General features: G+C 59.1%; 22 protein-coding genes. 13 read left to right on the top strand and 9 right to left on the bottom strand.

Features of this window, described 5'->3' with window-relative positions; all coding sequences use genetic code 11:
• The first annotated feature begins 65 nt into the window (after nucleotides 1-65).
• From dadA to QN399_RS10705, 6 genes are all read left to right on the top strand, one after another.
• Complete coding sequence (gene dadA, locus QN399_RS10730; RefSeq protein ID WP_219063039.1) at nucleotides 66-1,367, top strand: D-amino acid dehydrogenase; 1,302 nt, start codon at nucleotides 66-68, stop codon at nucleotides 1,365-1,367.
• Nucleotides 1,339-1,692, top strand: a complete 354-nt coding sequence (locus tag QN399_RS10725) for a RidA family protein (protein ID WP_219063038.1) — start codon at nucleotides 1,339-1,341, stop codon at nucleotides 1,690-1,692. Before dadA ends, QN399_RS10725 begins: the two co-directional genes overlap by 29 nt.
• 78 nt (nucleotides 1,693-1,770) lie before the next feature.
• Complete coding sequence (gene alr / locus QN399_RS10720; protein ID WP_322176989.1) at nucleotides 1,771-2,844, top strand: alanine racemase; 1,074 nt, start codon at nucleotides 1,771-1,773, stop codon at nucleotides 2,842-2,844.
• A gap of 160 nt (nucleotides 2,845-3,004) precedes the next feature.
• Nucleotides 3,005-3,553: a cupin domain-containing protein gene (locus QN399_RS10715; RefSeq protein WP_219063036.1), complete on the top strand. Its 549-nt coding sequence runs from the start codon at nucleotides 3,005-3,007 to the stop codon at nucleotides 3,551-3,553.
• Nucleotides 3,554-3,742: 189 nt separating this feature from the next.
• Nucleotides 3,743-4,171: a c-type cytochrome gene (locus tag QN399_RS10710; RefSeq protein WP_322176988.1), complete on the top strand. Its 429-nt coding sequence runs from the start codon at nucleotides 3,743-3,745 to the stop codon at nucleotides 4,169-4,171.
• Between the two features lie 133 nt (nucleotides 4,172-4,304).
• Nucleotides 4,305-6,236 (top strand): acetyl-CoA hydrolase/transferase C-terminal domain-containing protein, encoded by a 1,932-nt coding sequence (locus QN399_RS10705; protein ID WP_330200921.1) that lies wholly within the window; start codon nucleotides 4,305-4,307, stop codon nucleotides 6,234-6,236.
• Between the two features lie 20 nt (nucleotides 6,237-6,256).
• On the opposite strand, the gene QN399_RS10700 is transcribed toward QN399_RS10705, so the two are convergent.
• Both QN399_RS10700 and rep read right to left on the bottom strand, forming a co-directional pair.
• Nucleotides 6,257-6,829 (bottom strand): xanthine phosphoribosyltransferase, encoded by a 573-nt coding sequence (locus QN399_RS10700; protein ID WP_219063034.1) that lies wholly within the window; start codon nucleotides 6,827-6,829, stop codon nucleotides 6,257-6,259.
• Nucleotides 6,830-6,873: 44 nt separating this feature from the next.
• Nucleotides 6,874-8,883, bottom strand: a complete 2,010-nt coding sequence (rep, locus tag QN399_RS10695) for a DNA helicase Rep (protein ID WP_322176986.1) — start codon at nucleotides 8,881-8,883, stop codon at nucleotides 6,874-6,876.
• Nucleotides 8,884-9,086: 203 nt separating this feature from the next.
• On the opposite strand from rep, the gene QN399_RS10690 reads away from it, so the two are divergent.
• Nucleotides 9,087-10,760, top strand: a complete 1,674-nt coding sequence (locus tag QN399_RS10690) for a bifunctional diguanylate cyclase/phosphodiesterase (RefSeq protein WP_330200920.1) — start codon at nucleotides 9,087-9,089, stop codon at nucleotides 10,758-10,760.
• A gap of 18 nt (nucleotides 10,761-10,778) precedes the next feature.
• Here QN399_RS10690 and QN399_RS10685 read toward each other — a convergent pair whose 3' ends face one another.
• On the bottom strand, nucleotides 10,779-12,161 hold the full coding sequence (locus tag QN399_RS10685) for a NorM family multidrug efflux MATE transporter (protein ID WP_322278478.1): 1,383 nt from the start codon (nucleotides 12,159-12,161) through the stop codon (nucleotides 10,779-10,781).
• Nucleotides 12,162-12,341: 180 nt separating this feature from the next.
• Here QN399_RS10685 and QN399_RS10680 point away from each other — a divergent pair, with 180 nt between their 5' ends.
• On the top strand, nucleotides 12,342-13,262 hold the full coding sequence (locus QN399_RS10680; protein WP_322176984.1) for a LysR substrate-binding domain-containing protein: 921 nt from the start codon (nucleotides 12,342-12,344) through the stop codon (nucleotides 13,260-13,262).
• Between the two features lie 191 nt (nucleotides 13,263-13,453).
• Nucleotides 13,454-15,430 (top strand): methyl-accepting chemotaxis protein, encoded by a 1,977-nt coding sequence (locus QN399_RS10675; protein WP_322176983.1) that lies wholly within the window; start codon nucleotides 13,454-13,456, stop codon nucleotides 15,428-15,430.
• A gap of 188 nt (nucleotides 15,431-15,618) precedes the next feature.
• Here QN399_RS10675 and QN399_RS10670 read toward each other — a convergent pair whose 3' ends face one another.
• Nucleotides 15,619-17,112: a YifB family Mg chelatase-like AAA ATPase gene (locus tag QN399_RS10670; protein ID WP_322176982.1), complete on the bottom strand. Its 1,494-nt coding sequence runs from the start codon at nucleotides 17,110-17,112 to the stop codon at nucleotides 15,619-15,621.
• 184 nt (nucleotides 17,113-17,296) lie between these two features.
• On the bottom strand, nucleotides 17,297-17,557 hold the full coding sequence (locus QN399_RS10665) for an accessory factor UbiK family protein (protein ID WP_322176981.1): 261 nt from the start codon (nucleotides 17,555-17,557) through the stop codon (nucleotides 17,297-17,299).
• A 419-nt stretch (nucleotides 17,558-17,976) separates the two neighbouring features.
• On the opposite strand from QN399_RS10665, the gene glnK reads away from it, so the two are divergent.
• The 4 genes from glnK to QN399_RS10645 all read left to right on the top strand — a co-directional run bounded on the left by glnK (nucleotide 17,977) and on the right by QN399_RS10645 (nucleotide 20,721).
• The gene (gene glnK / locus QN399_RS10660) at nucleotides 17,977-18,315 is read left to right on the top strand and encodes a P-II family nitrogen regulator (protein WP_002555808.1); all 339 of its coding nucleotides are present in this window, start codon (nucleotides 17,977-17,979) and stop codon (nucleotides 18,313-18,315) included.
• A gap of 34 nt (nucleotides 18,316-18,349) precedes the next feature.
• Nucleotides 18,350-19,690 carry an ammonium transporter gene (locus tag QN399_RS10655; protein ID WP_322176980.1) on the top strand — a complete coding sequence of 447 codons (1,341 nt, stop codon included), beginning with the start codon at nucleotides 18,350-18,352 and terminating at the stop codon, nucleotides 19,688-19,690.
• A gap of 178 nt (nucleotides 19,691-19,868) precedes the next feature.
• Nucleotides 19,869-20,294, top strand: a complete 426-nt coding sequence (locus QN399_RS10650; protein ID WP_322176979.1) for a secondary thiamine-phosphate synthase enzyme YjbQ — start codon at nucleotides 19,869-19,871, stop codon at nucleotides 20,292-20,294.
• Between the two features lie 100 nt (nucleotides 20,295-20,394).
• Nucleotides 20,395-20,721 carry a hypothetical protein gene (locus QN399_RS10645; RefSeq protein ID WP_219063024.1) on the top strand — a complete coding sequence of 109 codons (327 nt, stop codon included), beginning with the start codon at nucleotides 20,395-20,397 and terminating at the stop codon, nucleotides 20,719-20,721.
• A gap of 67 nt (nucleotides 20,722-20,788) precedes the next feature.
• Here QN399_RS10645 and QN399_RS10640 read toward each other — a convergent pair whose 3' ends face one another.
• From QN399_RS10640 to dapF, 4 genes are read right to left on the bottom strand one after another with little or no spacing between them, the layout of a single operon-like run.
• Nucleotides 20,789-21,481 carry an HAD family hydrolase gene (locus QN399_RS10640; protein ID WP_322176978.1) on the bottom strand — a complete coding sequence of 231 codons (693 nt, stop codon included), beginning with the start codon at nucleotides 21,479-21,481 and terminating at the stop codon, nucleotides 20,789-20,791.
• On the bottom strand, nucleotides 21,474-22,376 hold the full coding sequence (gene xerC / locus QN399_RS10635; protein WP_322176977.1) for a tyrosine recombinase XerC: 903 nt from the start codon (nucleotides 22,374-22,376) through the stop codon (nucleotides 21,474-21,476). Before xerC ends, QN399_RS10640 begins: the two co-directional genes overlap by 8 nt.
• 2 nt (nucleotides 22,377-22,378) lie before the next feature.
• On the bottom strand, nucleotides 22,379-23,116 hold the full coding sequence (locus tag QN399_RS10630) for a DUF484 family protein (protein WP_322176976.1): 738 nt from the start codon (nucleotides 23,114-23,116) through the stop codon (nucleotides 22,379-22,381).
• A gap of 13 nt (nucleotides 23,117-23,129) precedes the next feature.
• Nucleotides 23,130-23,960 carry a diaminopimelate epimerase gene (gene dapF / locus QN399_RS10625; protein ID WP_219063020.1) on the bottom strand — a complete coding sequence of 277 codons (831 nt, stop codon included), beginning with the start codon at nucleotides 23,958-23,960 and terminating at the stop codon, nucleotides 23,130-23,132.
• Nucleotide 23,961: the final 1 nt, after the last annotated feature.

Raw genomic sequence — 23,961 nt, 5'->3', positions numbered from 1 at the left:
ATACTGCGCATATCTTGGCTCTGTACAACAAACGTCAGCGGATATCCGCGATTGAGGGATTTAACATGCGAGTTCTGGTCCTTGGCAGTGGCGTGATCGGTACGGCCAGCGCCTATTATCTGGCCCGAGCTGGATTCGAGGTGACCGTGGTCGACCGTCAACCTGCGGCCGCGATGGAAACCAGTTTCGCCAACGCCGGCCAGGTTTCGCCAGGCTATGCATCGCCATGGGCCGCGCCTGGCGTGCCGCTCAAGGCGATCAAATGGTTGTTGCAGCGTCATGCCCCGTTGGCGATCAAAGCCACCGCAGACATTGATCAGTACCTGTGGATGGCGCAAATGCTGCGTAACTGCACGGCCAGCCGGTATGCGGTGAACAAAGAGCGCATGGTGCGTTTGTCCGAGTACAGCCGCGATTGCCTCGATGAGTTGCGTGCCGAAACCGGTATCGCGTACGAAGGCCGCAGCTTGGGCACCACTCAATTGTTCCGTACTCAGGAACAATTGGATAATGCCGCCAAGGACATCGCTGTTCTGCAGCAGTCTGGCGTGCCTTACGAACTGCTTGATCGCGCGGGCATCGCCCGGGTCGAGCCGGCGTTGGCCAACGTGACTAATATTTTGGCCGGTGCGTTGCGTCTGCCGAACGACCAGACGGGCGATTGCCAGTTGTTCACCACCCGCCTGGCGGAAATGGCGGTCAAGTTGGGCGTCGAGTTCCGTTTCGGTCAGTCCATCGAGCGCCTCGACTACGCAGGTGATCGCATCAATGGCGTGTGGATCGACGGCAAGCTGGAAACCGCTGATCGCTACGTGCTGGCGCTGGGTAGCTATTCACCGCAGTTGCTCAAGCCGTTGGGCATTCGCGCACCGATTTACCCACTCAAGGGTTACTCCCTGACTGTGCCAATCACCAATCCGGCCATGGCCCCGACGTCGACTATTCTCGACGAGACCTACAAGGTCGCCATTACCCGTTTCGACAACCGCATTCGTGTGGGCGGTATGGCCGAGATCGCCGGGTTCGACTTATCGCTCAATCCACGTCGGCGCGAAACACTGGAGATGATCGTCGGCGACCTTTATCCTCAGGGCGGTGATTTGACGGAGGCCACTTTCTGGACCGGCCTGCGCCCAACCACACCGGACGGCACCCCGATTGTCGGCGCCACGCCATTCCGCAACCTGTTCCTGAATACCGGTCACGGCACACTTGGCTGGACCATGGCGTGCGGTTCAGGCCGTTTGCTGGCCGACTTGATGGCCTTTAAAACACCACAGATCAGTGCCGAAGGCCTTGATATTTCTCGCTACGGTAAAACCCAGGAGATCGTAAAACATGGCAATCCTGCGCCAGCTCACCAATGATCGTATGAGTCAGCTCGTTGTCCACAACAGCACCGTGTACCTGTCCGGGCAAGTGGGTGATGACATGGCTGCCGGGATCGAGCAGCAAACCCGGGAGACGCTGGCCAACATCGAGCGTCTGCTGGACTTGGCCGGTACCGACAAGACCCGGATTCTGTCGGTGACCATCTACCTGAAAGACATCGACGCGGATTTCGCCGGCATGAACAGCGTCTGGGATAAATGGCTGCCAAAAGGCGTTGCTCCAGCCCGGGCAACGGTCGAGTCGAAGCTGTGCGAACCGGAAATCCTGGTTGAGCTGTCGGTCGTTGCGGCATTGCCTTAATCTGCAAGAACCTTCGCCTGATGCCTGTTAATGGGTGTCGGGCTTTTTTATTCTCATAACGCCTAGAAGCCTGCCGCCATGCGTCCTGCCCGCGCCTTGATCGATCTCCAAGCCCTGCGTCACAACTACCAATTGGCCCGTGAAACCGCTGGCGCCAAAGCGCTTGCGGTCGTCAAGGCCGATGCCTACGGTCATGGGGCGGTGCGGTGCGCGCAAGCTCTGGAAGCCGAGGCCGACGGGTTCGCCGTGGCCTGCATCGAAGAAGCGCTGGAACTCCGTGAGGCGGGGATTGGCGGGCCGATTTTGCTGCTTGAAGGTTTTTTCGAGGCGAGCGAGCTGGCACTGATCGTCGAGCATGACCTCTGGTTCGTGGTGCATTCGCTTTGGCAACTCGACGCCATCGAGCAAGCGAGCATCAGCAAGCCGCTGAACGTCTGGCTCAAGCTGGACTCGGGCATGCACCGTGTCGGCTTGCACCCCGCCGATTACCACGCGGCTTACAAGCGCCTGTTGAGCAGCGGAAAAGTGGCAAAAATCGTCTTGATGAGCCATTTTGCCCGCGCTGATGAATTGGATTGCTCGCGGAGTGACGAGCAGGTGGCGGTCTTCAACGCGGCCCGTCAGGGATTGTCCGCAGAGGTCAGTTTGCGCAACTCTCCTGCGGTCATGGGCTGGCCGAAGGTCCCTAGTGACTGGGTCCGCCCCGGCATCATGCTATACGGCGCCACGCCTTTTGATCAGCCACAGAGCGTGGCTGAGCGCTTGCAGCCGGTGATGACACTGGAGTCGAAAGTAATTTGCGTGCGCGAGTTGCCGGCGGGCGAACCGATTGGGTATGGCGGTGGTTTCATCACGGATCGCTCGATGCGTGTCGGAGTGGTGGCCATGGGGTACGCCGATGGTTATCCCCGTCAGGCACCCACCGGCACTCCGGTCTCGATTGACGGCCAGCCGAGCCGGTTGCTGGGTCGGGTGTCGATGGACATGCTGTGCGTGGACTTGACCGATTTGCCACGCGCCGGGCTGGGTAGCCAGGTCGAGTTATGGGGCAAAAACGTGCTGGCCAGCGATGTTGCCGCGCACGCCGGTACAATCCCTTACCAGATATTTTGTAACCTGCGCCGCGTGCCAAGGCTCTATTCCGGAGTCTGACAGACGGCTGTCGGCAGCTGTCGGCAGAATTGCAGCCTCCATGAATAAGCCGCTAGTCCTTTTGCGAACACGTTACGGGTCGAAGTGTTGTAAATACTGAACGCTGTTGCCATCATACCGTTCATAACGACCATAACTGATCAATAGGAGGACTCCCGCATTGGACGTCGGTGAACGACTGCAATCCATTCGAAAGCTTAAAGGTCTCTCCCAGCGTGAACTCGCCAAGCGAGCGGGCGTGACCAACAGCACCATTTCCATGATCGAGAAAAACAGCGTCAGCCCCTCGATCAGTTCCCTGAGAAAGGTGCTCGGCGGTATTCCGATGTCCATGGTTGAGTTCTTTTCGGAAGAGTTGGAGCAAGAAAATCTGACTCAAGTGGTTTATAAAGCCAGTGAGTTGATCGACATTTCGGACGGCGCCGTCACCATGAAGCTGGTCGGTAAGGCCCATCCAGGCCGGGCGATCACATTTCTCAATGAGATCTATCCTCCGGGTTCCGATACCGGGGATGCAATGCTCGTTCATGAAGGCGAAGAAACCGGAACCCTGCTCGAAGGTCGGCTGGAACTGGTGGTTGGCGTTGAGACGTTCATCCTCGAAGCCGGCGACAGTTACTACTTTGAGAGTACCAAGCCACACCGTTTTCGTAATCCGTTCGATGTGCCTGCGCGGCTGATCAGCGCGGCAACACCCGCGAATTTTTGATTGAATGCTTCATTTACAGGCGCCGCGTCTCAGAAATGAGAGCACAAGGTGCCTATTTGCAGGGCCTGACAGCTGGTAAATACCCCTGCGACTATAGGGTTGTTTCAGAGTGGCGGGCTAACCGGTATACTTCCGCCCGCCCGCAAAACCGTGGCCGCGGGCGTGACTAGCCACCATGAGGGTGTACGCGTGAACCTAATTAATAAAATGCTGGCAGTTCAAGCTGCCGTATTGGTCTTTTGGGCTGTCGGTGCTCAGGCCACGACAAGTGACGATCTGGCCAAGCGGCTTGATCCAGTGGGTCAAGTATGTGTGCAGGGTAAAGAGTGCGCCGGTATGGACGTCGCAGCTTCGGCTGGCGGCGCGGGTGGTGCCAAATCCGCTGATGAGATCATCGCAGGCCATTGCAATGCATGTCACGGCACCGGTTTGCTGGGTTCGCCGAAAATCGGTGACGCGGCTGACTGGGGCAACCGTGCCAAAACGCAGGGCGGTCTTGAAGGCATTCTTGCTAAAGCCATCACCGGGATCAACTCGATGCCGCCAAAAGGCACTTGCGCAGATTGCTCTGATGCAGAGCTGAAAAGCGCGATTCAGAAAATGTCCGGTCTGAAGTAATTCAGCCTGTGACAAAAACAGCCGACTTCGTGTCGGCTTTTTTGTGGGCGAATGATTCGAAGTCCTGTCCTTTGCAGCAAACACCCGGCAAGCTCGGTCCAACCTGAAATCAAGGATGTGCCAGGAGGGTGAGATGACGCAGTCGTGTTCCATTGAACAAGCAGTCGATCAAGTACTGGCGCAGTTGCCTGCGCACATTCACATGGGCCTGCAGCTGGGGCTGGGCAAGCCCAACCGCTTCGTTAACGCGTTGTATGCGCGGGTCAAAGGCCTGCCGCAACGACAGCTGACGATCTACACCGCCCTCTGTCTCGGGCGCCCGCCGCTGGGTGAGGGTTTGCAGGCGCGTTTTCTTGAGCCCTTCGTCGCACGGGTGTTCGGTGATTACCCCGAACTGGATTTCCTTGAGGACCTGCGGCGCGACAGCCTGCCGCCGAATATTCGTGTCGAGCAGTTCTTTATGCAGCCCGGCAGCCTGCTCAACAGCCACGCGGCGCAGCAGGATTATGTCAGCAGTAATTACAGTCATGCTGCGCGTGACATCAACGCCAATGGCCTTAATCTGGTGGCGCAGTTGATCGCTCATGATCCGCAACGTCCGGGTCGCGTGAGCCTGAGTTGCAACTCGGACATCACTCTTGATTTGCTGCCGATGATCGCCAAACGCCGTGCGGCCGGTGAAACAATCCTGTTGCTCGGCCAGATCCATGCAGACTTGCCATACATGCTCGGCGACTCGGAGCTCAGTACTGACGTCTTTGATCTGATGCTCGACGAGGAAGAACACAGCACCCTGTTCTCTACCCCGAACATGCCGGTCGGGTTTCAGGACCATTTCATTGGCCTGCACGCCAGTACCCTAGTGCGCGACGGCGGCACCTTGCAAATCGGCATTGGCTCGATGGGCGATGCGCTGACAGCGGCGCTTTTGGCGCGGCAAGCGGATAACGCCACTTACCGCGCGCTGCTCGCGGATCTGGACGCGACCACGTCTTGGCAGGCGTTGATCGAGCGCGAAGGCGGGGTGCAGCCGTTTGCTCAGGGGCTGTACGGTTGCAGCGAAATGTTCGTGAACGGTTTATTGGTGCTGGTGGACGCCGGCATCGTGCGGCGTAAGGTTTACTCCGACGCGGCCCTGCAACGGCAGGCCAACGATGGCACGCTCGACGAGTCGGCCCATGCCGAAGGCGTCGTGGTCCACGCGGGTTTTTTCCTGGGGCCTCGCAGCTTTTATCAACGCTTGCGCGAGTTTTCACTGGCTCAGCGTGAGCGCTTCAACATGACCGCCATCAGCTACATCAACGAGCTGTACGGCAATGAAGAGCTCAAGCGCTTGCAACGGCGCGACGCACGATTCATCAACAGCGCGTTTAAAGTGACGCTGATGGGCGCCGCTGTGGCCGATCAACTGGAAGACGGCCGAGTGTTGAGTGGGGTGGGCGGCCAATACAATTTTGTTGCTCAGGCGCATGCACTGGAAGGTGCTCGTTCACTGTTGATGCTGCGCAGCTGGCGTGAATCGGGCGGGGAGGTCAGTTCCAATATCGTTTGGGAGTACGGTCACGTCACGATTCCGAGGCACCTGCGGGACATTATTGTCACTGAATACGGGATTGCCGATCTGCGTGGCAAAACCGACGCCAAGGTGATCGAGGCGCTGCTGAATATCAGTGACTCACGCTTCCAGGAAGGCTTGATCGAGCAGGCGCAAAAGATCGGCAAATTGCCCCGCGACTTCCGCCTCGATCCGCGCTTTAGCGAAAACACCCCCGAACGTTTGCAGGCGTTGCAAGCGCGTTATGTGCAGTTGTTCCCGGAGTATCCGCTGGGTTGTGATTTCAGCGTGGAAGAGCGGGACCTGCTGCGAGCCTTGAACTGGCTGAAAAGCAAACTCAAGCTCACCGAGATTCTGCAATTGGGCAAAGCCACCCTCGACGCACCGGAGCCGACAGCCTTCCCGGCGCAGCTTGAACGCATGCGGCTTTTGCAGCCGCAGGGGCTGCTTGAAGAGCTGTATCAGCGGTTGGTGCTGGCCGGGTTGCAGGCGACTGCTCCCAGCGCCTGAAGCACCGCCTTCGCCATCAATCAATCGAGAAAAGTCACCACCCCACCCTCCAGCGATTTCACCCGGGCGAGGGATTCGACGCGATAGCCCTGAGCGTCGAGTTCGGCACGCCCGCCCTGGAATGATTTCTCGATCACAATGCCCAGCCCTGCAACACTGGCACCGGCTTGTTTAATGATCGAAATCAGCGCCTGCGAGGCCCTGCCGTTGGCCAAAAAATCATCAATGATCAGGACGCGGTCGCTGCTGGTCAGGTGCCGAGGCGAAATGGCGACGGTGCTTTCGACTTGCTTGGTGAACGAATACACGGTCGCCGACAGCAGGTTTTCGGTCAGGGTCAGCGATTGGTGTTTGCGCGCAAAGATCACCGGCACGCCCAGTTTCAGGCCGGTCATGATCGCGGGGGCAATGCCCGAGGCCTCGATGGTGACGATCTTGGTGATGCCCGAGTCTGCGAACAGCGTGGCGAATTCGTTGCCAATCAGCTGCATCAAGGCCGGGTCGATCTGGTGATTAAGAAACGCGTCGACCTTTAACACCTGGTCGGAAAGGACGATGCCCTCTTCGCGAATTTTCTTGTGCAGTGCTTCCACGGTGATTCCTCGGGCAGCGCACATGTGCGCAATAAATAATCAATTCAGCGTTTGAGCATGGCCCGAATATCGGCCAGTGCCGTGTTACCGCGAACGGCTTTCACTTCTACCGGTGTGTCGTCGTTGCCTTCCCAGGCGAGGTCGTCCGGCGGCAGTTCATCGAGAAAGCGGCTGGGTGCGCAATCGATGATCTCGCCATATTGCTTGCGCTTGGCGGCAAAGGTGAAGGCCAGTGTTTCCCGCGCGCGGGTAATCCCGACATACGCCAGGCGGCGCTCTTCCTCGATCGTGTCGGCTTCGATACTGGAGCGGTGCGGGAGGATTTCTTCCTCCATTCCCATGATGAACACATAGGGGAATTCCAGGCCTTTGGAGGCATGCAGGGTCATCATTTGCACGCCTTCGGCGCCGTCTTCTTCTTCCTGCTGACGCTCGAGCATGTCGCGCAAGACCAGCTTGCCGATGGCTTCTTCGATGGTCATTTTGCCGTCGTCGTCTTTCTCCAGTGTGTTCTTCAGCGCTTCGATCAAGAACCAGACGTTCGCCATCCGGTAGTCGGCGGCTTTTTCACTGGAGCTGTTCTGTCGCAGCCAGTTTTCGTAGTCGATGTCCATGACCATGCTGCGTAGCGCGGCGATGGGGTCGTTTTGCGAGCATTGCTGGCGCACGCCATCCATCCAGCGTTTGAAGCGTTGCAGGCGGTCGGTGTAACGGCTGTCCAGATGCTCGCCCAGGCCGATTTCATCGGTGGCGGCGTACATCGATATCTTGCGCTCGGTGGAGTAATTGCCGAGCTTTTCCAGGGTGGTCGAGCCTATTTCACGACGCGGCACGTTGATCACGCGCAAGAAGGCGTTGTCGTCGTCCGGGTTCACCAGCAGGCGGAAGTAGGCCATCAGGTCTTTCACTTCCTGACGGCCGAAGAAGCTATTGCCACCCGACAGGCGGTAGGGGATCTGGTGGTGTTGCAGCTTCAGCTCGATCAGCTTGGCCTGATAGTTACCGCGATAGAGAATCGCGAAGTCACTGTAGGGCCGGTCGGTGCGCAAGTGCAGGGTGAGGAGTTCCACCGCGACGCGTTCGGCTTCGGCGTCTTCGTTGCGGCAGCGGATGACACGGACTTCATCGCCGTGACCCATATCACTCCACAGCTGCTTTTCGAAGGCGTGGGGGTTGTTCGAGATCAGCACGTTGGCGCAGCGCAGGATACGGCTGGTGGAGCGATAGTTCTGCTCGAGCATCACCACTTTGAGCGACGGATAGTCATCCTTGAGCAGCATCAGGTTTTCCGGGCGTGCACCACGCCAGGCATAGATCGACTGGTCATCGTCGCCCACCACGGTGAACTGATTGCGCATACCGATCAGCAACTTTACCAGCAGGTATTGACTGGCGTTGGTGTCCTGATATTCATCCACCAACAGGTAGCGAACCTTGTTTTGCCACTTCTCCAGGATGTCGGCATGTTCCTGGAACAGCTTCACGGGCATCAGGATCAAATCGTCGAAATCCACCGCGTTGTAGGCTTTGAGCGTGCGCTGGTAGTGGGTATAGACAATGGCGGCGGTCTGTTCCTTGGGGTTGCGCGCGTTTTCCAGGGCCTCGGGCGGCAGGATCAGGTCGTTTTTCCACGAGCCGATCATGTTTTTGATTTCGTCGACGCCGTCATCGCCCGAATATTCTTTTTGCATGATGTCGGTCATCAGGGCTTTCACGTCGGTCTCGTCGAAAATCGAGAACCCTGGTTTATAGCCCAGCCGTGCATGTTCCTTGCGGATGATGTTCAGGCCCAGGTTGTGGAAGGTCGACACCGTCAAGCCACGCCCCTCGCCACCCTTGAGCAGGGTGCCTACGCGCTCTTTCATTTCCCGCGCGGCCTTGTTGGTAAAGGTCATGGCGACGATATGTTGCGCGCGAAAGCCGCAGTTCTGGATCAGGTGCGCGATCTTGCGGGTGATCACGCTGGTCTTGCCGGAGCCAGCACCGGCGAGCACCAAAAGAGGGCCGCCGACGTAGTTCACGGCTTCTTGTTGCCGAGGATTGAGTCGGGACATGACAGAAAAAGGGTCGCTTGCGAAATGGGTGGGCATTTTAACAGGCTCACGCATTTGTGCGGTCATCGTCCGACACTGTGACGTAGCACGCGATCTAAATTTGCCGGTTTTGTTACTTTCCCGCAGGATGCGCAGTGGATTACGCCATATGTCTGAAGTAGAGCGGAACCACCAACGATTTTTTTTGCGAGTAGGGAGCTAGTTTGTCTACGCCTGTCGAACCCTTGCGTTTGTTGCTCCTGGCCCAAAAGCCGGAATGGCTGGCGTTATTGCGTGAGTGTCTGGCTCCTCTGGGAGACGCGGCCGCGCTGGTCTGTGCGCCGAGTTGGGGCGATGTCGGCAGCCTGTTCGACGACGCGCGAAATGCCGTTCTGCTGACGACGCCTGAGCTCCAGCCAGCGCCCGGGCGCTGTAAGTTGCCGGTGGTGATGCTGCTTGAGCACGAACCGCTCGAACCGCCGATTGGCGTCAGCGATTGGCTGGTGCTCGCCACGTTGAGCATTGATGCGCTACGCCGTTGCCTGCGCCATGTGCGCGAGCGCGGCGTGCTGGAAAACACTCTGCAACGTCTGGCCGAGCAAGACCCGCTAACCGGCATCGCCAACCGCCAGGGCTTCCAGACCTTATTGGCGACACGCTTGGCTGAAAACGAAGGCCGTGGACTGGCGCTCGGGCACCTGGATCTCGACAACTTCCGTCACGCCAACGACGCGCTGGGCCATCAGGCTGGCGACCGATTGATCTTGCAAGTGGTCTCGCGGCTCAAGAGCCAGTTGGAAGCAGGCGATCAACTGGCGCGGCTGGGCAGTGACGAGTTCGCGTTGTTGATCGACATCCGCCGTGCGCCGCAGCGTGCCGAATGGATGGCCGAACGCATTACCGAAGCCTTGGCCGAGCCCTATTGGGTCGATGGTGAAAGCTTGCTGATAGGCTGCAGCCTGGGGATTTCCTATGCCCGGGCCGGTGCCGGTGCCGATCCGTTGATGTGGCACGCTCATATCGCGATGCAGCAGGCCAAGGGCACTCAGGGCTGCACCTTTCATGTTTTTAACGAACGCATCAACCGCAATGCCCGTAGCCTGGCCGATCTGGAAAGCGAACTGCGCCGGGCCTTGCGTCGCGATGAGCTGGAACTGCATTACCAGCCACGCCTATCATTGAGCGACGGGCGTATCGTTGGCCTCGAAGCCCTGGTGCGCTGGCGCCACGCCGAGCGTGGGTTGCTGCCACCCAGCGAGTTTGTACCCTTGGCCGAGCAAAGCGGTTTGATCGTGCCTTTGGGTTACTGGGTCATTTCCCGCGCCCTGCGCGACATGCAGGGGCTGCGTGAACTCGGGCTGCCGGCACTGCACATGGCGGTCAACCTGTCGTTCCGCCAGTTTCAGGACAGTCAGTTGCTGTCGACCCTGAGCCGCTTGATCGCCGAGCGGGGCGTCGATGCCCGTTGGCTGGAATTCGAACTGACCGAAACCGCCGTCATGCGCCGCAGCGATCTGGTCAAACAGACGATGGATGCGTTGGGTCGGCTAGGTGTGCGTTTTTCGCTGGACGATTTTGGCACCGGCTTCTCGTCGTTCGTGCACCTCAACAGCCTGCCGATTGCCTTGCTCAAGGTCGACAAAAGCTTTGTCGGCGGCATGGAGTTGCGCGAAGAAAATCGCAAGCTGGTGCATGCCATGATCAACCTGGCGCACAACCTCAGCCTGGAAGTGGTCGCCGAAGGTGTGGAAACCCCGGAACAACTGGCGCTGTTGCGTGGTTTTGGTTGCGATCAAATTCAGGGTTACCTGATCAGCAAGCCGTTGCCATTCACGGAGTTGATTGAGTACCTGACGTATGGACAGCGCCATAACGTGGGGCAGGCGCACGTTCAGTAGACATACCTGATTCGGCCCTCAACTCATGACCGACGCAAGCACTGGCGCCTGACGCAGCAAGCGTGACGTCTTCCTTTCGAATGCCACTGTCAGTGCCAGCGCTGCACAGGCCAGCCCCAGAGCCAACCCCCACCAGACCCCCATCGCTCCGCCTTGTGCATAAAAACCGAAAGCCCAGGCCGCAGGCGCGCCGACCAGCCAATAACAGGCGAGGCCGATGACAAACGTGGTCCTGGCGTCCTTGAACCCCCTGATGGCGCCCATGGCCAGCGTCTGCGTGCCGTCGAACAGTTCGAACCACGCGGCGATCGCCAACAGTTTCACGGCTAGATCGATCACGTCGCGGTAGGCCGGATTGTCGAGGTCGAGAAACAGGCTGACGACTTGATACGGTGCCAGCCAGAACAGCAGCGCGAAACCGAGCATGATCAACGCCCCGAAGGCAATGCCGACGCGTCCGGCCAGTCGCGCCTGGAGCAGATTGCCCGCGCCGTAGTGTTGGCCGATGCGCATGGTCATCGCGTAGGAAATCCCCACGGGCACCATGAACGCCATCGACACCGACTGTAGGGCGATCTGGTGTGCGGCCATCTGCGTACTGCCCATCGCGCCCATGCAGAACGCTGCGAAGGTGAACAGGCCAACCTCGACCGCGTAGGTACCGCCAATCGGCAAGCCGAGGCGCCACAGCTCTTGCAAATAAGTCAGCGAGGGGCGCATCAGGCCCTGGCGAATGGGATAGGGCGCATAGGCTGGGTGTTGGCGGATATGCAGGGCCAGGAGCAGCGCCATGCCATTGGCAACCACCGCCGTGACCAGACCGATGCCCATCAGGCCCAGATGCGGCAGGCCAAACAGGCCATGAATGAGTGCATAGTTAAGCCCGAAGTTCACCGCCACGCCGCCCAGACTGATCACCATCACAGGGCCGGCCCGCCCCAACGCGCTGGTGAAGCCCCGCAAGGCCATAAAGGACAGAAAGCCGGGCAGGGCCAAGGGCAGGGTGATCAGGAATTGCCCGGCCATGTGCACGTTCGCCTCATTCTGGCCAAGCTTGAGCAAAACGGGCTCAAGGTTCCACAGCACCAAGGCCGCGATTAGTGCCATGCCCCACGCCAGCCAGAGTCCCGCCTGAGTCAGCCGCGTGGCGCCTACGTTGTCACCTGCACCGTGACGGATCGAAACCAGGGTGCCGACGGCAGCGATAACGCCTACGCAGAAGAACGAAATCAGGTTGTAGCTGGCCGCGCCCAGCCCGCCACCGGCCAAGGCATCGGGTCCCAGGCGACCCATCATCACGGTGTCAGTGAACACCATGAGCATATGCGCCATTTGCGAGGCGATCAGCGGTCCGGCCAAGCGCAGGATAGTCCTTAGCTCTTTGATCCAGGGTGCTTGGATGGCGACGGATTGCATAGGCGTGGCGCTCGGCTTACAGGGCTTTGTGAGCAACTGATTCTCGGCATTTCTCACGGCGGACACAAAGGGATAAATCCGATGATTGACATGAGTAAAACTCATCTGAATTGAGCGTAGTCGTTGGGGGTAAAGTAGCGCAACTATTGCGTAGGAATGTTGTGTATGTCCCGTAGTCTTCCTCCCCTTTATGCGCTACGCGCATTTGAAGCCGCTGCCCGACACAGCTCGTTCACCCGCGCTGCCGAGGAGCTGTCGATCACCCAAAGTGCCGTCAGCCGCCACATCCGCACGCTTGAAGATCACTTTGCCTGTCGTCTATTTCAGCGCAATGGCCGCAACCTGCAATTGACCGAGGCGGCGCGCCTGCTACTGCCGGGAGTGCGTGAAGGTTTTTCGGCGTTGGAGCGTGCGTGCAGCATCTTGCGTGCAGAGGAAGGCATTTTGCGCATGAAGGCACCCTCGACCCTGACCATGCGCTGGTTGCTGGCGCGCCTAAGCCGGTTTCGCCATCTTCAGGTTGGTAATGAAGTGCAATTGACCAGCGCCTGGATGGATGTCGACAGTGTGGATTTCACTCAGGAGCCGTTTGACTGCGCGGTGTTGCTCAGCCGTGGGCATTTTCCGCCGGATTGGGAAGCCACCTACCTGTTCCCTGAGCTGCTGATCCCTGTGGGTGCATCGACGTTGCTTCAGGACCCGCCCTGGGATGTCGCGCGGTTGGCCAGTGCCGAACTGTTGCACCCGACCCCCGACCGTCGCGATTGGCGCAACTGGCTACAGCGGATGGGCCTGTCGGAGCAGATCTCGCTCAAGGGCGGCCAGGTGTTCGACACTCTGGAGCTTGGCATGATCGCGGCTGCGCGAGGCTATGGCGTGTCCATGGGGGACTTGTTGATGGTCGCCGAGGACGTCGCGCAAGGGCGTTTAAGCTTGCCTTGGCGCACCGCCGTGGCCAGCGGCGAAAACTATTATCTGGTGTGGCCAAAGACCCGGCCAGGCGGCGAACGTCTGCGCAGGCTCAGCGAGTTTCTTCAAGGCGAGGTGTGCGCAATGGATTTGCCAAAGGTTGAGATACTGACGTGAAAACAGCTCTGGCACAGGCTTTTGAGCGGTTATTCGTCAGTATCCCCGAGTGCAGAGCTCAAGTATTGTTCACGTCGGCCGAATCCGTATAAGTCGGACTTTTAAAAAAGGTTCAACGGACCCCCATTTTTGAATTTTGCTGAGCAAGGCATCGAAATCAAAACGATGCCGCTGTTCGGCCAGGAGCTTCCATGTCTGAACCCCGTGCTCGTATCGCCTCGCAGTTGGGTCTCGCCCTGGCGGTAATTCTGGCCGTGGTCATCAGCAGCAGTACCGTATTCGCGTTGCGCTCGCTGGACGCCGCGAATCTCGCGATTCGTGAAGAACACATGGCCAGCGAAGCACGTTTGCTGGCCGATCAACTGAATACGTTTCACAGCACTCTGCGTGAAAGCACCCAGCGCTTGAGTGGGTTGTTCGAGAAACGGTTTAGCGGTGGCCTGAGCCTGCAGGCAGACAACCCCGTGACGGTTGCGGGCGTGCAGGCACCAAGCCTGTTGTTGGGGGACCACGTCCTGAATAACGACTTCACCGAGGTCGACAACTTCAAGCAAATGACGGCCGGCGTGGCGACGATTTTCGTGCGTAGCGGCGATGATTTTATTCGTGTGAGTACGTCGCTGAGCAAGCAAGATGGCTCGCGGGCCATCGGCACCTTGCTGGATCGCAAGAGCCCGGCCTATGACCGACTGATGGCAGGTCAGGAGTACGTCGGCCGGGCGCTGTTGTTCGAGCATTACTACATGACTCAGTACAGCCCGGTGCGTGACAGCAGTGGCAAAATCATTGCCGCCTTGTTCGTCGGCTTTGACTACACCGGCGCGCAAAATACCCAATTCGAGAACCTGAAGAATTTCCGCATCGGCACGACGGGTTCTCTGGCCCTGCTGGATGAGCAGAATCACTGGCTGGTGGCGCCTGCCGGGGTCAAGGCGCTGGATCAGGCAACGCAAACGTTGGCCGACTTCGTCAAGCGCCCAGGCACAGGTCATTTCTGGAATGACGGCACGCAAGATTTCTATACCGTCGCCGTGGCCTTTGCGGGCGGCCCGTGGGCAGTGTTTGCGAGCATGCCAAAAACCGAAATCAGCGCCGTGACCTGGAGCGTCGGCACACAATTGGCAATCGGCAGCTTGCTGGCCATGCTGATCGCGGTCGGCGCGGCGATCTGGCTGTTACGCCGCAAGTTGCAACCACTGTCGGATCTGGTTCGTCAGGCTGAAGCCCTGGGCGCGGGCGACCTGAGCGCGCGTCTGAATGTTTCCAGTCACGATGAAATCGGTCAATTGGCGCGCAGCTTCAATCAGATGGGTGAAGCCTTGTCGAACATGGTCGCGCACATCCGCAGCGCGGCACAGGAAGTCAGTGGCCGCGCTCAGACGCTGTCCGGCTTGTCAGGGGGGGCCTACGAAGGCATGGAGCAGCAGTCCGGGGAGATCACCAGCATGGCTGGCGCCGTGGAAGAGTTCAGCGCCACCTCATTGAACATCGCCGACAACATGGGCAGCACCGAGCGCCTGGCGCAGGAGAACGCTCAGCAGACCCGCATTGGCCGCACCTCAATGGATGAAGCTTCGGCATCTCTTGAGCAGATCGCGTCCTCGCTCAAAGGCACGGCCACGGTGATTGACACCTTGGGCCAGCGCTCTCAGGAAATCGGCGGGATCGTCGGCGTCATTACCTCGATTGCCGAGCAGACCAACCTGCTGGCTCTCAACGCCGCGATTGAAGCTGCCCGTGCCGGCGAACAAGGCCGTGGTTTCGCGGTGGTAGCGGATGAGGTGCGTAATCTGGCTTTGCGCACCCGTCAGGCGACCGACCAGATTTCAGGCATGATCGTGAGCATTCAGCAAGAAACCGGAAACGCGATCAGCACCATGGAACAGGGCAACGCGCTCATGCAGGAAGGCCTTTCACTCAACGCAAAAGTCGCAGCCGCCCTGACCCAGATCGACGAAAAAAGCCGCTCCGCAGGCGAACAATTCGCTGCCATCACCACCGCCACCCAAGAACAAAGCAGCACCGCTACCTTGCTTAGCAGCAACCTGCAGAGCATCGCCATGGCCAACAGCGAGCAGCGCGAAGTCGTCTCCCACCTGGCTATCACCGCGAAAGAACTGGACGAACTGGCAGCGGATTTGCGCAAAGAGGTCAATCGGTTTCGGTGATACAAGGTTTGCGTTCACCGAAAACCTCTTTTAGATACGCTGCTGCCGATCAAGCTTTTGTGAAGTGTTTCTCGCTAAAAAGCTTGGCCGCGTAATCGACTGTGCACTGGTCGTGAAAAGGGTTGGCCTCACGAGCCCCGGAGGGCTGTGCCGGCCTTTTCGCGGCTCTTATTCTGCGTGTGACCCCATCAATTACTCGACGGCCGATACTGCAACGCCTCGGCCAGATGGCTGCGCCCAATCGCATCGACCTGTTCCAGATCAGCCAGCGTTCTTGCCACTTTCAACAAGCGGTGTGCGGCCCTGAGTGACAGGGTCAAACGCTCGCAGGCGGTTTCCAGCCAGTTTTCGTCGGCGCTGGACAGCGAGCAGTGTTTGCGCAGGCCCGGTAGGTCGAGAAAGGCGTTGGCGCAGCCTTGGCGCCGTTGTTGCCGCTCGCGGGCCTGGGCCACGAGGGCGGCGGCGCTGGCGGTGTCGTCGCCGGTTTGCGGGGTGGGGTTGAGTGCCGTGGCTTCGCGGGCTACGGTCAGGTGCAGGTCGATGCGATCCAGCAGCGGGCCGGAAAGCTTGTTGCGGTAGCGCTGAATCTGCTCGGTGGAACAACGACAGCGACCGCTGGGCTCGCCCAGATAGCCGCAAGGGCAGGGGTTCATCGCGGCCACCAACTGAAAGCGCGCCGGGAAGCGTACCCGGTCGCGGGCTCTGGCAATGACGATGTGCCCGGACTCCAGTGGCTCACGCAGCACCTCCAGCACTTTGCGATCAAACTCGGGCAGCTCATCGAGAAACAGCACGCCATGGTGGGCAAGGGTGATTTCGCCGGGTTGCGGACGACTGCCGCCACCCACCAGCGCGGCACCTGAGGCGGAATGGTGGGGCTGCCGAAAGGGCCGCTGTGGCCAACTGGTCAGAGGACTCTGGCTGGCGACCGACTGAATTGCGGCGACCTCCAGAGCTTCATGTTCATCCAGTGGCGGCAACAGGCCTGGCAGACGGCTGGCGAGGAGAGTCTTACCGGTGCCGGGAGGCCCACTGAAAAGCAGATTGTGCGCGCCCGCCGCCGCCACCAGCAATGCGCGTTTGGCGGCGGTCTGGCCTTGCACCTCGCTCAAGTCTGGATAGGGTTTGCTCAGGTGCAGCAGGCCGCTGGATTCGTAGGGGACAATCGGGGCCCGGCCATTGAAGTGTGCCACCAGCTCCAGCAGATGATTGACTGCAATCACCCGCAACCCGGACGCCAGACACGCCTCTTCGGCATTGGCCGCGGGCACGATCAACGTATGGCCCTCGGCACGAGCAGCCAGTGCGGCAGGCAAGACGCCCTGTATCGGCCTTATAGCGCCCGAGAGCGCCAATTCACCCAGGCATTCGACATCCTGTAACGCGTGAGCAGGCAGTTGCCCACTGGCGGCGAGCAAACCCAGGGCAATCGCCAGATCGAAACGCCCACCGTCTTTGGGCAGGTCGGCTGGCGCGAGGTTGAGGGTAATTCTGCGGGCAGGGTATTCGAGGCCGGAATTGAGGATGGCACTGCGGACCCGATCCTTGCTTTCCCTGACTGCGCCTTCAGGCAAGCCCACCAGCGTCAGCGCGGGAAGCCCGTTGGCCAGATGGCACTCGACAGTGACGGCTGGCGCTTCCACACCCACCTGAGCGCGACTGAGCACGATGGCGAGAGACATGATCATTCCTTGATGTCTGAAGAACCGCATCCTGCGGGAATTCGGGGGGAAGCTGGGGCGAGGAATCGATACAGGGTGTGAATGGATAGCCCTGTATGGGAGCAATCGGGACGCGTAGTTTTTTTCGCGAATGAATTCGCTCCCACCGGGATTGGACGGTGAGCGTCCAGAAGTCGCGCGGTTGTTACTCTGCCGGTGGCGTCAGTTTCGCTTCCATCTCGGTCACTTTGGCTTCCAGCGCTTCAAGGCGGGCACGGGTGCGGGCGAGGACGGTCATCTGGCTGTCGAACTCTTCGCGGCTCACTAAATCAAGCTTGCTGAAGCCGCTTTGCAGCAGGGCTTTGAACTGGGTTTCGAATTCGTTGCGCGGGACAGGCGTTTCGCCGTTGAACAAGCGAGAGGCGTGGCCACTCAGGGCGTCGAGGAAGGCTTTGGGCGCGAGCATGGTCAGAGTTCCGGAAACAGATGGGCGGCAGTATATCACGCAGCATCTATAGTCAATTCAGATCGCCCCTTCTGCACGCTTTTCGCGCATGGGGACGGGCGCATGCGCACTGTTGTTGTGCGTCCTGATCACCGCAATCGGTGGCTGGGAAAGTGATTGTTGGCCAAGGCCCTGTATTCAATGAGAATTCACGAGATGGCAAGCTTTCTGCTTAGTGGCATATGACCCATGCACTGATGCAGTCGCTGTGACGATTGCAGTGCGGCAGGCGAAGCGGGGAAGTGTTTCGTCAGAAGCGGTTTTCTGGGGTTGATCGGGGCTGTTAAGGCGACCGACACGTTACAAAGCCAGGCACTGCGCTTAGACTTGAGTCGGGTTTGTTTTCCTGGGGCAAGTCCACCAATTCGGGAGAAAGTTTCATGAAGCTAGTCACTGCCATCATCAAGCCGTTTAAATTGGATGACGTGCGCGAGTCACTGTCGGAGATCGGCGTGCAGGGCATCACCGTCACTGAAGTCAAAGGCTTCGGTCGGCAAAAGGGTCACACCGAGCTGTATCGCGGGGCGGAATACGTAGTCGACTTCCTGCCCAAGGTGAAAATCGATGTTGCGATCGATGACAAGGATCTTGATCGAGTGATCGAGGCAATAACCAAGGCTGCCAACACCGGCAAAATCGGTGACGGCAAGATCTTCGTGGTCAATCTGGAACAGGCCATTCGCATCCGTACCGGCGAAACCGATACCGACGCAATCTAAGCCGCCAACCCCAACGCCCCAGGAGTAAAACAATATGACTCTGCGTCAATTCGCAGGGCTAGGAGCCCTGTTGTCCCTTGTAATCCCTGGTCTGGCCATGGCGGCAGACCCAGTGGCTGCGCCTGTCCTCAATTCCGGCGACACTTCCTGGATGATGACCTCGACGGCGTTGGTGCTGTTCATGACCATTCCCGGCCTGGCGCTGTTCTACGGCGGTATGGTTCGGTCGAAAAACATTCTTTCTGTAATGATGCAGTGCTTCGCGATTACCGGTCTGATCAGTATTCTGTGGGTCATCTACGGCTACAGCATTGCATTCGATACGACGGGGATGGAGGTGGGCGTCGTCAACTTCAATTCCATCTTCGGCAGCCTGGGCAAGGCATTCCTCGCTGGCGTGACGCCATCGAGCATCACTGGCCCGGCAGCGCTGTTCCCTGAAGCGGTGTTCGTCATCTACCAGATGACCTTCGCCATCATCACCCCGGCGTTGATCGTCGGAGCATTCGCTGAACGGATGAAATTCTCCGCCATGCTGGTCTTCATGGGTATCTGGTTCACGCTGGTCTATGCGCCAATCGCGCACATGGTCTGGAGTGGTCCGGGCGCACTGTTGGGTGATTGGGGCGTTCTCGACTTCGCTGGCGGCACCGTGGTTCACATCAACGCCGGTGTAGCGGGCCTGGTTGCCTGTCTGGTACTGGGCAAACGTAAAGGCTTTCCGACCACCCCAATGGCTCCGCACAATCTGGGTTACACCCTGATCGGCGCGGCAATGCTTTGGGTAGGTTGGTTCGGCTTCAACGCCGGCTCCGCTGCTGCGGCCAACGGCACTGCCGGTATGGCAATGCTCGTGACCCAGATTGCGACCGCTGCTGCCGCACTGGGCTGGATGTTCGCTGAATGGCTGACCCACGGTAAGCCAAGTGCTCTGGGCATCGCTTCGGGTGTAGTTGCCGGTCTGGTTGCCATTACCCCTGCCGCCGGTACTGTTGGGCCAATGGGCTCCCTGGTGATCGGCCTGGCTGCTGGCGTGGTCTGCTTTTTCTGCGCTACAACCCTGAAACGCAAGCTGGGCTATGACGACTCCCTGGACGCTTTCGGTGTGCACGGTATCGGCGGTATCCTCGGCGCGATCCTGACCGGTGTATTCGCTGCACCTTCGATGGGTGGCTTCAATGCGGCAACCACCGACATTGCGGCACAGGTCTGGATCCAGTGCAAAGGCGTAGGCTTCACGATCATCTACACCGCGATTGTGACCTACGTCATTCTCAAGGTCCTGGACATGGTCATGGGTCTGCGTGTGACTGACGAGGAAGAAGCTGTCGGCCTCGACCTTGCGCTGCACAACGAACGTGGCTACAACCTGTAAGTCGACACACAAAAATTGCCCGGGCGACCGGGCATTTTTTTGTCTGAAGTTTGTCGATACACACAGGATAGAGAGGGTTATTTGCTTTTGGGCGGCGGCTTACACAAAAGGTGGTCTATTACGCGCTTTGTTTTTTCTTCCAGCGCGTTAGAATGCGCGCCGAAGCGTGGAGAACTGTATGTGGCAACAGACGCTGATTACTCTGCGAGCAAAGCCTCGCGGGTTTCATCTGGTAACCGACGAGATACTGGCAGGCCTGCCTGAGCTGCGCACTTGTCGGATCGGTCTATTGCATCTGTGGCTACAGCATACCTCGGCCTCGTTGACCATCAACGAGAATGCCGACCCGGCTGTGCGTCGTGATTTCGAGCGTTTTTTCAATCGTCTGGTGCCCCAGGGTATGGACGTATATGAACATGACGACGAAGGCCCCGATGACCTGCCGGCGCACTTCAAGGCCAGTTTGCTTGGCTGCCAGTTGAGTTTGCCGGTCACGGCGGGGCGATTGGCGCTGGGCACCTGGCAAGGTGTTTATCTGGGTGAGCATCGTGACGTTAGCGGTGCTCGCAGAGTCCTCGCCACCTTGTACGGTGATGAGGCATGACCACTGATTTTCAGCGGTCGTTGATTTTTTTCCGGCAGCCTTCGACAGTGGGCGTAGCTGGGCTATAACTAATCTGCTTTCGCAAGTCATGAGGTAGAACATGAGCGACGATGACAACGATGAAATGGTAGACGATCTGGAAGGTGAAGAGGACGGTGAGGAGCTCGCTGCTGCTGCCGAAGACGATGGCGCCGACGCTGATGACAGCATCGAAGCCTCGGTCACTCCCACCAAGGGTAAAGCCAAGGCCGCTGTCTCGGTGGATGAACTGCCGAGCGTAGAAGCCAAGAACAAAGAGCGCGACGCTCTGGCCCGTGCGATGGAAGAGTTCCTCTCCAAAGGCGGCAAGGTTGTCGAGGTGGAGCCCAACGTCGTTGCCGATCCGCCGAAGAAGCCTGACAACAAGTACGGTAGCCGACCTATCTAAACGGTCGTTTATCGAACAAAAAAAAGCCCGCTGTCGCCGCGGGCTTTTTCTTGTCTGAAAATTGCTCTCAGCCCCAACTCGCCAACAATTCCGGCAATTGCATCAGGCTTTGAATCTCGGCGTCAGGCTGCCTGTCGGCTTCCCAAGCTTTGCCTGTGGGATTGAACCAGATGGCGCGAAACCCAACCTGCTGCGCCCCTGCGATATCGTCGCCGGGGTGGTCGCCGATGTGCACGGCTGCGCTGGCATCGACCTTGCCGCGCTTCAGCGCTTCAAGGAACGGGGCCGGGTCGGGTTTGCCGATACCCAGCTCTTCGGCACACAGGGCGAACGCGAAATAATCAGCCAACCCCAGGCGGCGGATGTCGGCATTTCCGTTAGTCACAACCCCCAGGGTGTAGGTTTTGGCGAGAATTTCCAGCGTCGGCTGAGCCTCGGGGAATATCTCGATTTGATGCCGTGCGTGCAGGAAGACTTCGAAGCTTTTGTCGGCCAATTCCTGCGCGTGGGCATGTGCGTAGCCAGCATCCTCCAGCGCATGAAACAGCACGCGTCGACGCAGCGCGCTGATTCGGTGCTTGAGCGTGGGGTCGGCCTCGACCAGTCGTGCGCGTATGGCCCACAGATGCTCCACCGGCACCGGGCCGAGATTCGGCGCATGTTCGGCCAGCCAGTCACGCAGCACGGCTTCGGCGCTGACAATCACCGGCGCGGTGTCCCACAGGGTGTCATCGAGGTCGAAGGTAATCAGTTTAATCATGATCGGTGCCCTTGCTGCGTTTGGCCCTGGGATGGGCGCTGTCGTAAACCGTGGCCAGATGCTGGAAGTCCAGATGCGTATAGATCTGCGTGGTGGTGATGTCGGCGTGGCCGAGCAGTTCCTGCACCGCGCGTAGATCCTGTGAAGACTCGAGCAAGTGGCTGGCAAACGAATGGCGAAGCATGTGTGGATGCAGATTTTGCCCCAGTTCGCGTTCGCCCGCCGCTTTCACGCGTAGCTGAATTGCCCGGGGACCCAGGCGACGCCCTTGCTGGCCGATGAATACCGCATCGTCCTCCGGATTGGCCAGTGCGCGCAACGGCAACCATATTTCCAGGGCTTCACGAGCCTTCTTGCCCACTGGCAAAACGCGGGTCTTGCTGCCTTTGCCGAGTACTTGAATCAATCCGTCACTCAAATCGAGTTGTTCGAGATTGAGCCCGGTCAGTTCCGACAGGCGCAGGCCCGACGAGTAGAACAGTTCCAGGATCGCTTGATCGCGACGAGCCAGAAAGTCGTCCTCGACCGCGCCGTCGAGCAATTGCAGGGCGCGATCGGCATCAAGGGTCTTCGGCAGGCGGCGCTCGCCCTTGGGTGGCGACAAACCGTTGGCTGGATCGTGATCGCACAGGCCTTCGCGGTTCAAGTAACGGTATAGGCCGCGAACCGCTGACAACAGGCGCGCCAGGCTGCGCGAAGACTGGCCTTGCTGATGCAGACGGGCGATCAGGCTGCGCAGGTGCTGAATATCCAGCGCCGACCAACTGCTTAGCTGCTGTTTTTCGCAAAACGCGAGGACTTTGCCCAGGTCACGGCGGTAGGCTTCCAAGGTATGGGAGGACACTTGGCGCTCACTGCGCAGGTGCGTGCAGTAAGCGTCAAGTTGACTTTCCATGGTCAGCGAACCGAGCGTAGTGACTGGGTGAAGCGCGGCAACACCCGGCCCAATACTTCTGCGATATAGCTGAGAAACAGCGTGCCGACGGAGCTTTTGTAGTACTGCGGATCGCGGCTGCCGATGGCCAGAACGCCATGCAGGCCTTGATGAATCAGGGCAACGACGGCGGTTGAGCCGATTTGTTCGCCTTGTTCGCGGCCGAACAAAAAGGTCAGCTCGTGCTCGCGCAGTGCGCCGCAGACAGTCTTGTCGCCCGAGATCAGGCCACCGATGGCTTTCTGCGCGTCGGCACTGCTGACCCAGCGGCCTACGGGCATGGGGTTGTCGCTGAACAGAATGAGGCTGACGAAGGGCACCTGAAACTCTTCGCGGAGGCTGTCTTCCACGGCGATGACCACTTCTTCCAGGCTACTGGCGTCCATCAACGCGAGGATCAGGCGACGGGTCTTGTCGAACAGTCGATCATTGTCGCGCGCCACGTCCATCAGTTGCGAAAGGCGGTGGCGCATCTCGATATTGCGGTCGCGCAACAGTTTGAGCTGGCGCTCGACCAGCGATACGGTATCGCCGCGCTGGTGCGGGATGCGCAAGGCTGGCAGGAGCTCTTCGTGTTCAACAAAGAACTCCGGGTGATGACGCAAGTAAGCGGCGATAGCCTCCGCCTCAAGGGCTGGCGCTGCGTTGTCGGCAGGTGCTTCGCTGGGCTTTTCGGCTGAAATCTGAGGCTGATCGGTCATCGGATTTGCTCACTCATAGACGAACCTGTCCTTCGTAAACCCGCACTGCAGGACCCGTCATCATCACGGGATGGCCTGGGCCTTCCCACTCAATGGACAAGCGCCCGCCAGGCAGGTCGATCAACAGGGGCGAATCCATCCAGCCCTGACTGATGGCAGCCACCGCCGCCGCGCAAGCGCCGGTACCGCAGGCCTGGGTTTCCCCTGCACCACGCTCCCAGACGCGCAGTTGCGCGCGTTGGCGATCAACCACATGCAAGAAGCCGACATTGACCCGGGCCGGGAAGCGCGGGTGATGCTCCAGCTTCGGCCCAAGCTCATGCACGGGCGCATTATTGATGTCTTCGACACGCAAAACTGCGTGTGGATTGCCCATCGATACTGCGGCAAGCTCAATGATTTGGCCATCGACTTCGACGGGATAGCTCAGCGCCTGTTCGTCGGCCTGAAACGGAATCTCTTCTGGAATCAGGCGTGGAGGGCCCATGTTGACGCTGATCTGGCCGTCGCTGCGGATGTCCAGTTCGATGATGCCGCTTTTGGTTTCCACGCGAATCTGGCGCTTGGTGGTCAGGCGTTTGTCCAGCACGAAGCGGGCAAAGCAGCGCGCGCCGTTGCCGCACTGCTCGACCTCGGAGCCGTCGGAATTGAAAATCCGGTAACGGAAATCGACCTCCGGGTTGCTCGGCGCTTCGACCAGCAGCAGTTGGTCGAAGCCGATCCCGGTGTGGCGATCACCCCACTGTTTGGCGTGCTTGGGCAAAATGTGCGCGTGCTGGCTGACCAGGTCCAGAACCATGAAGTCGTTGCCCAAACCATGCATCTTGGTAAAACGCAGCAGCATG

The sequence above is a fragment of the Pseudomonas sp. 10C3 genome, assembly GCF_036346185.1.
Taxonomy (GTDB): Bacteria; Pseudomonadota; Gammaproteobacteria; order Pseudomonadales; family Pseudomonadaceae; genus Aquipseudomonas.
This window is presented reverse-complemented; position numbering and strand designations above follow the sequence as displayed.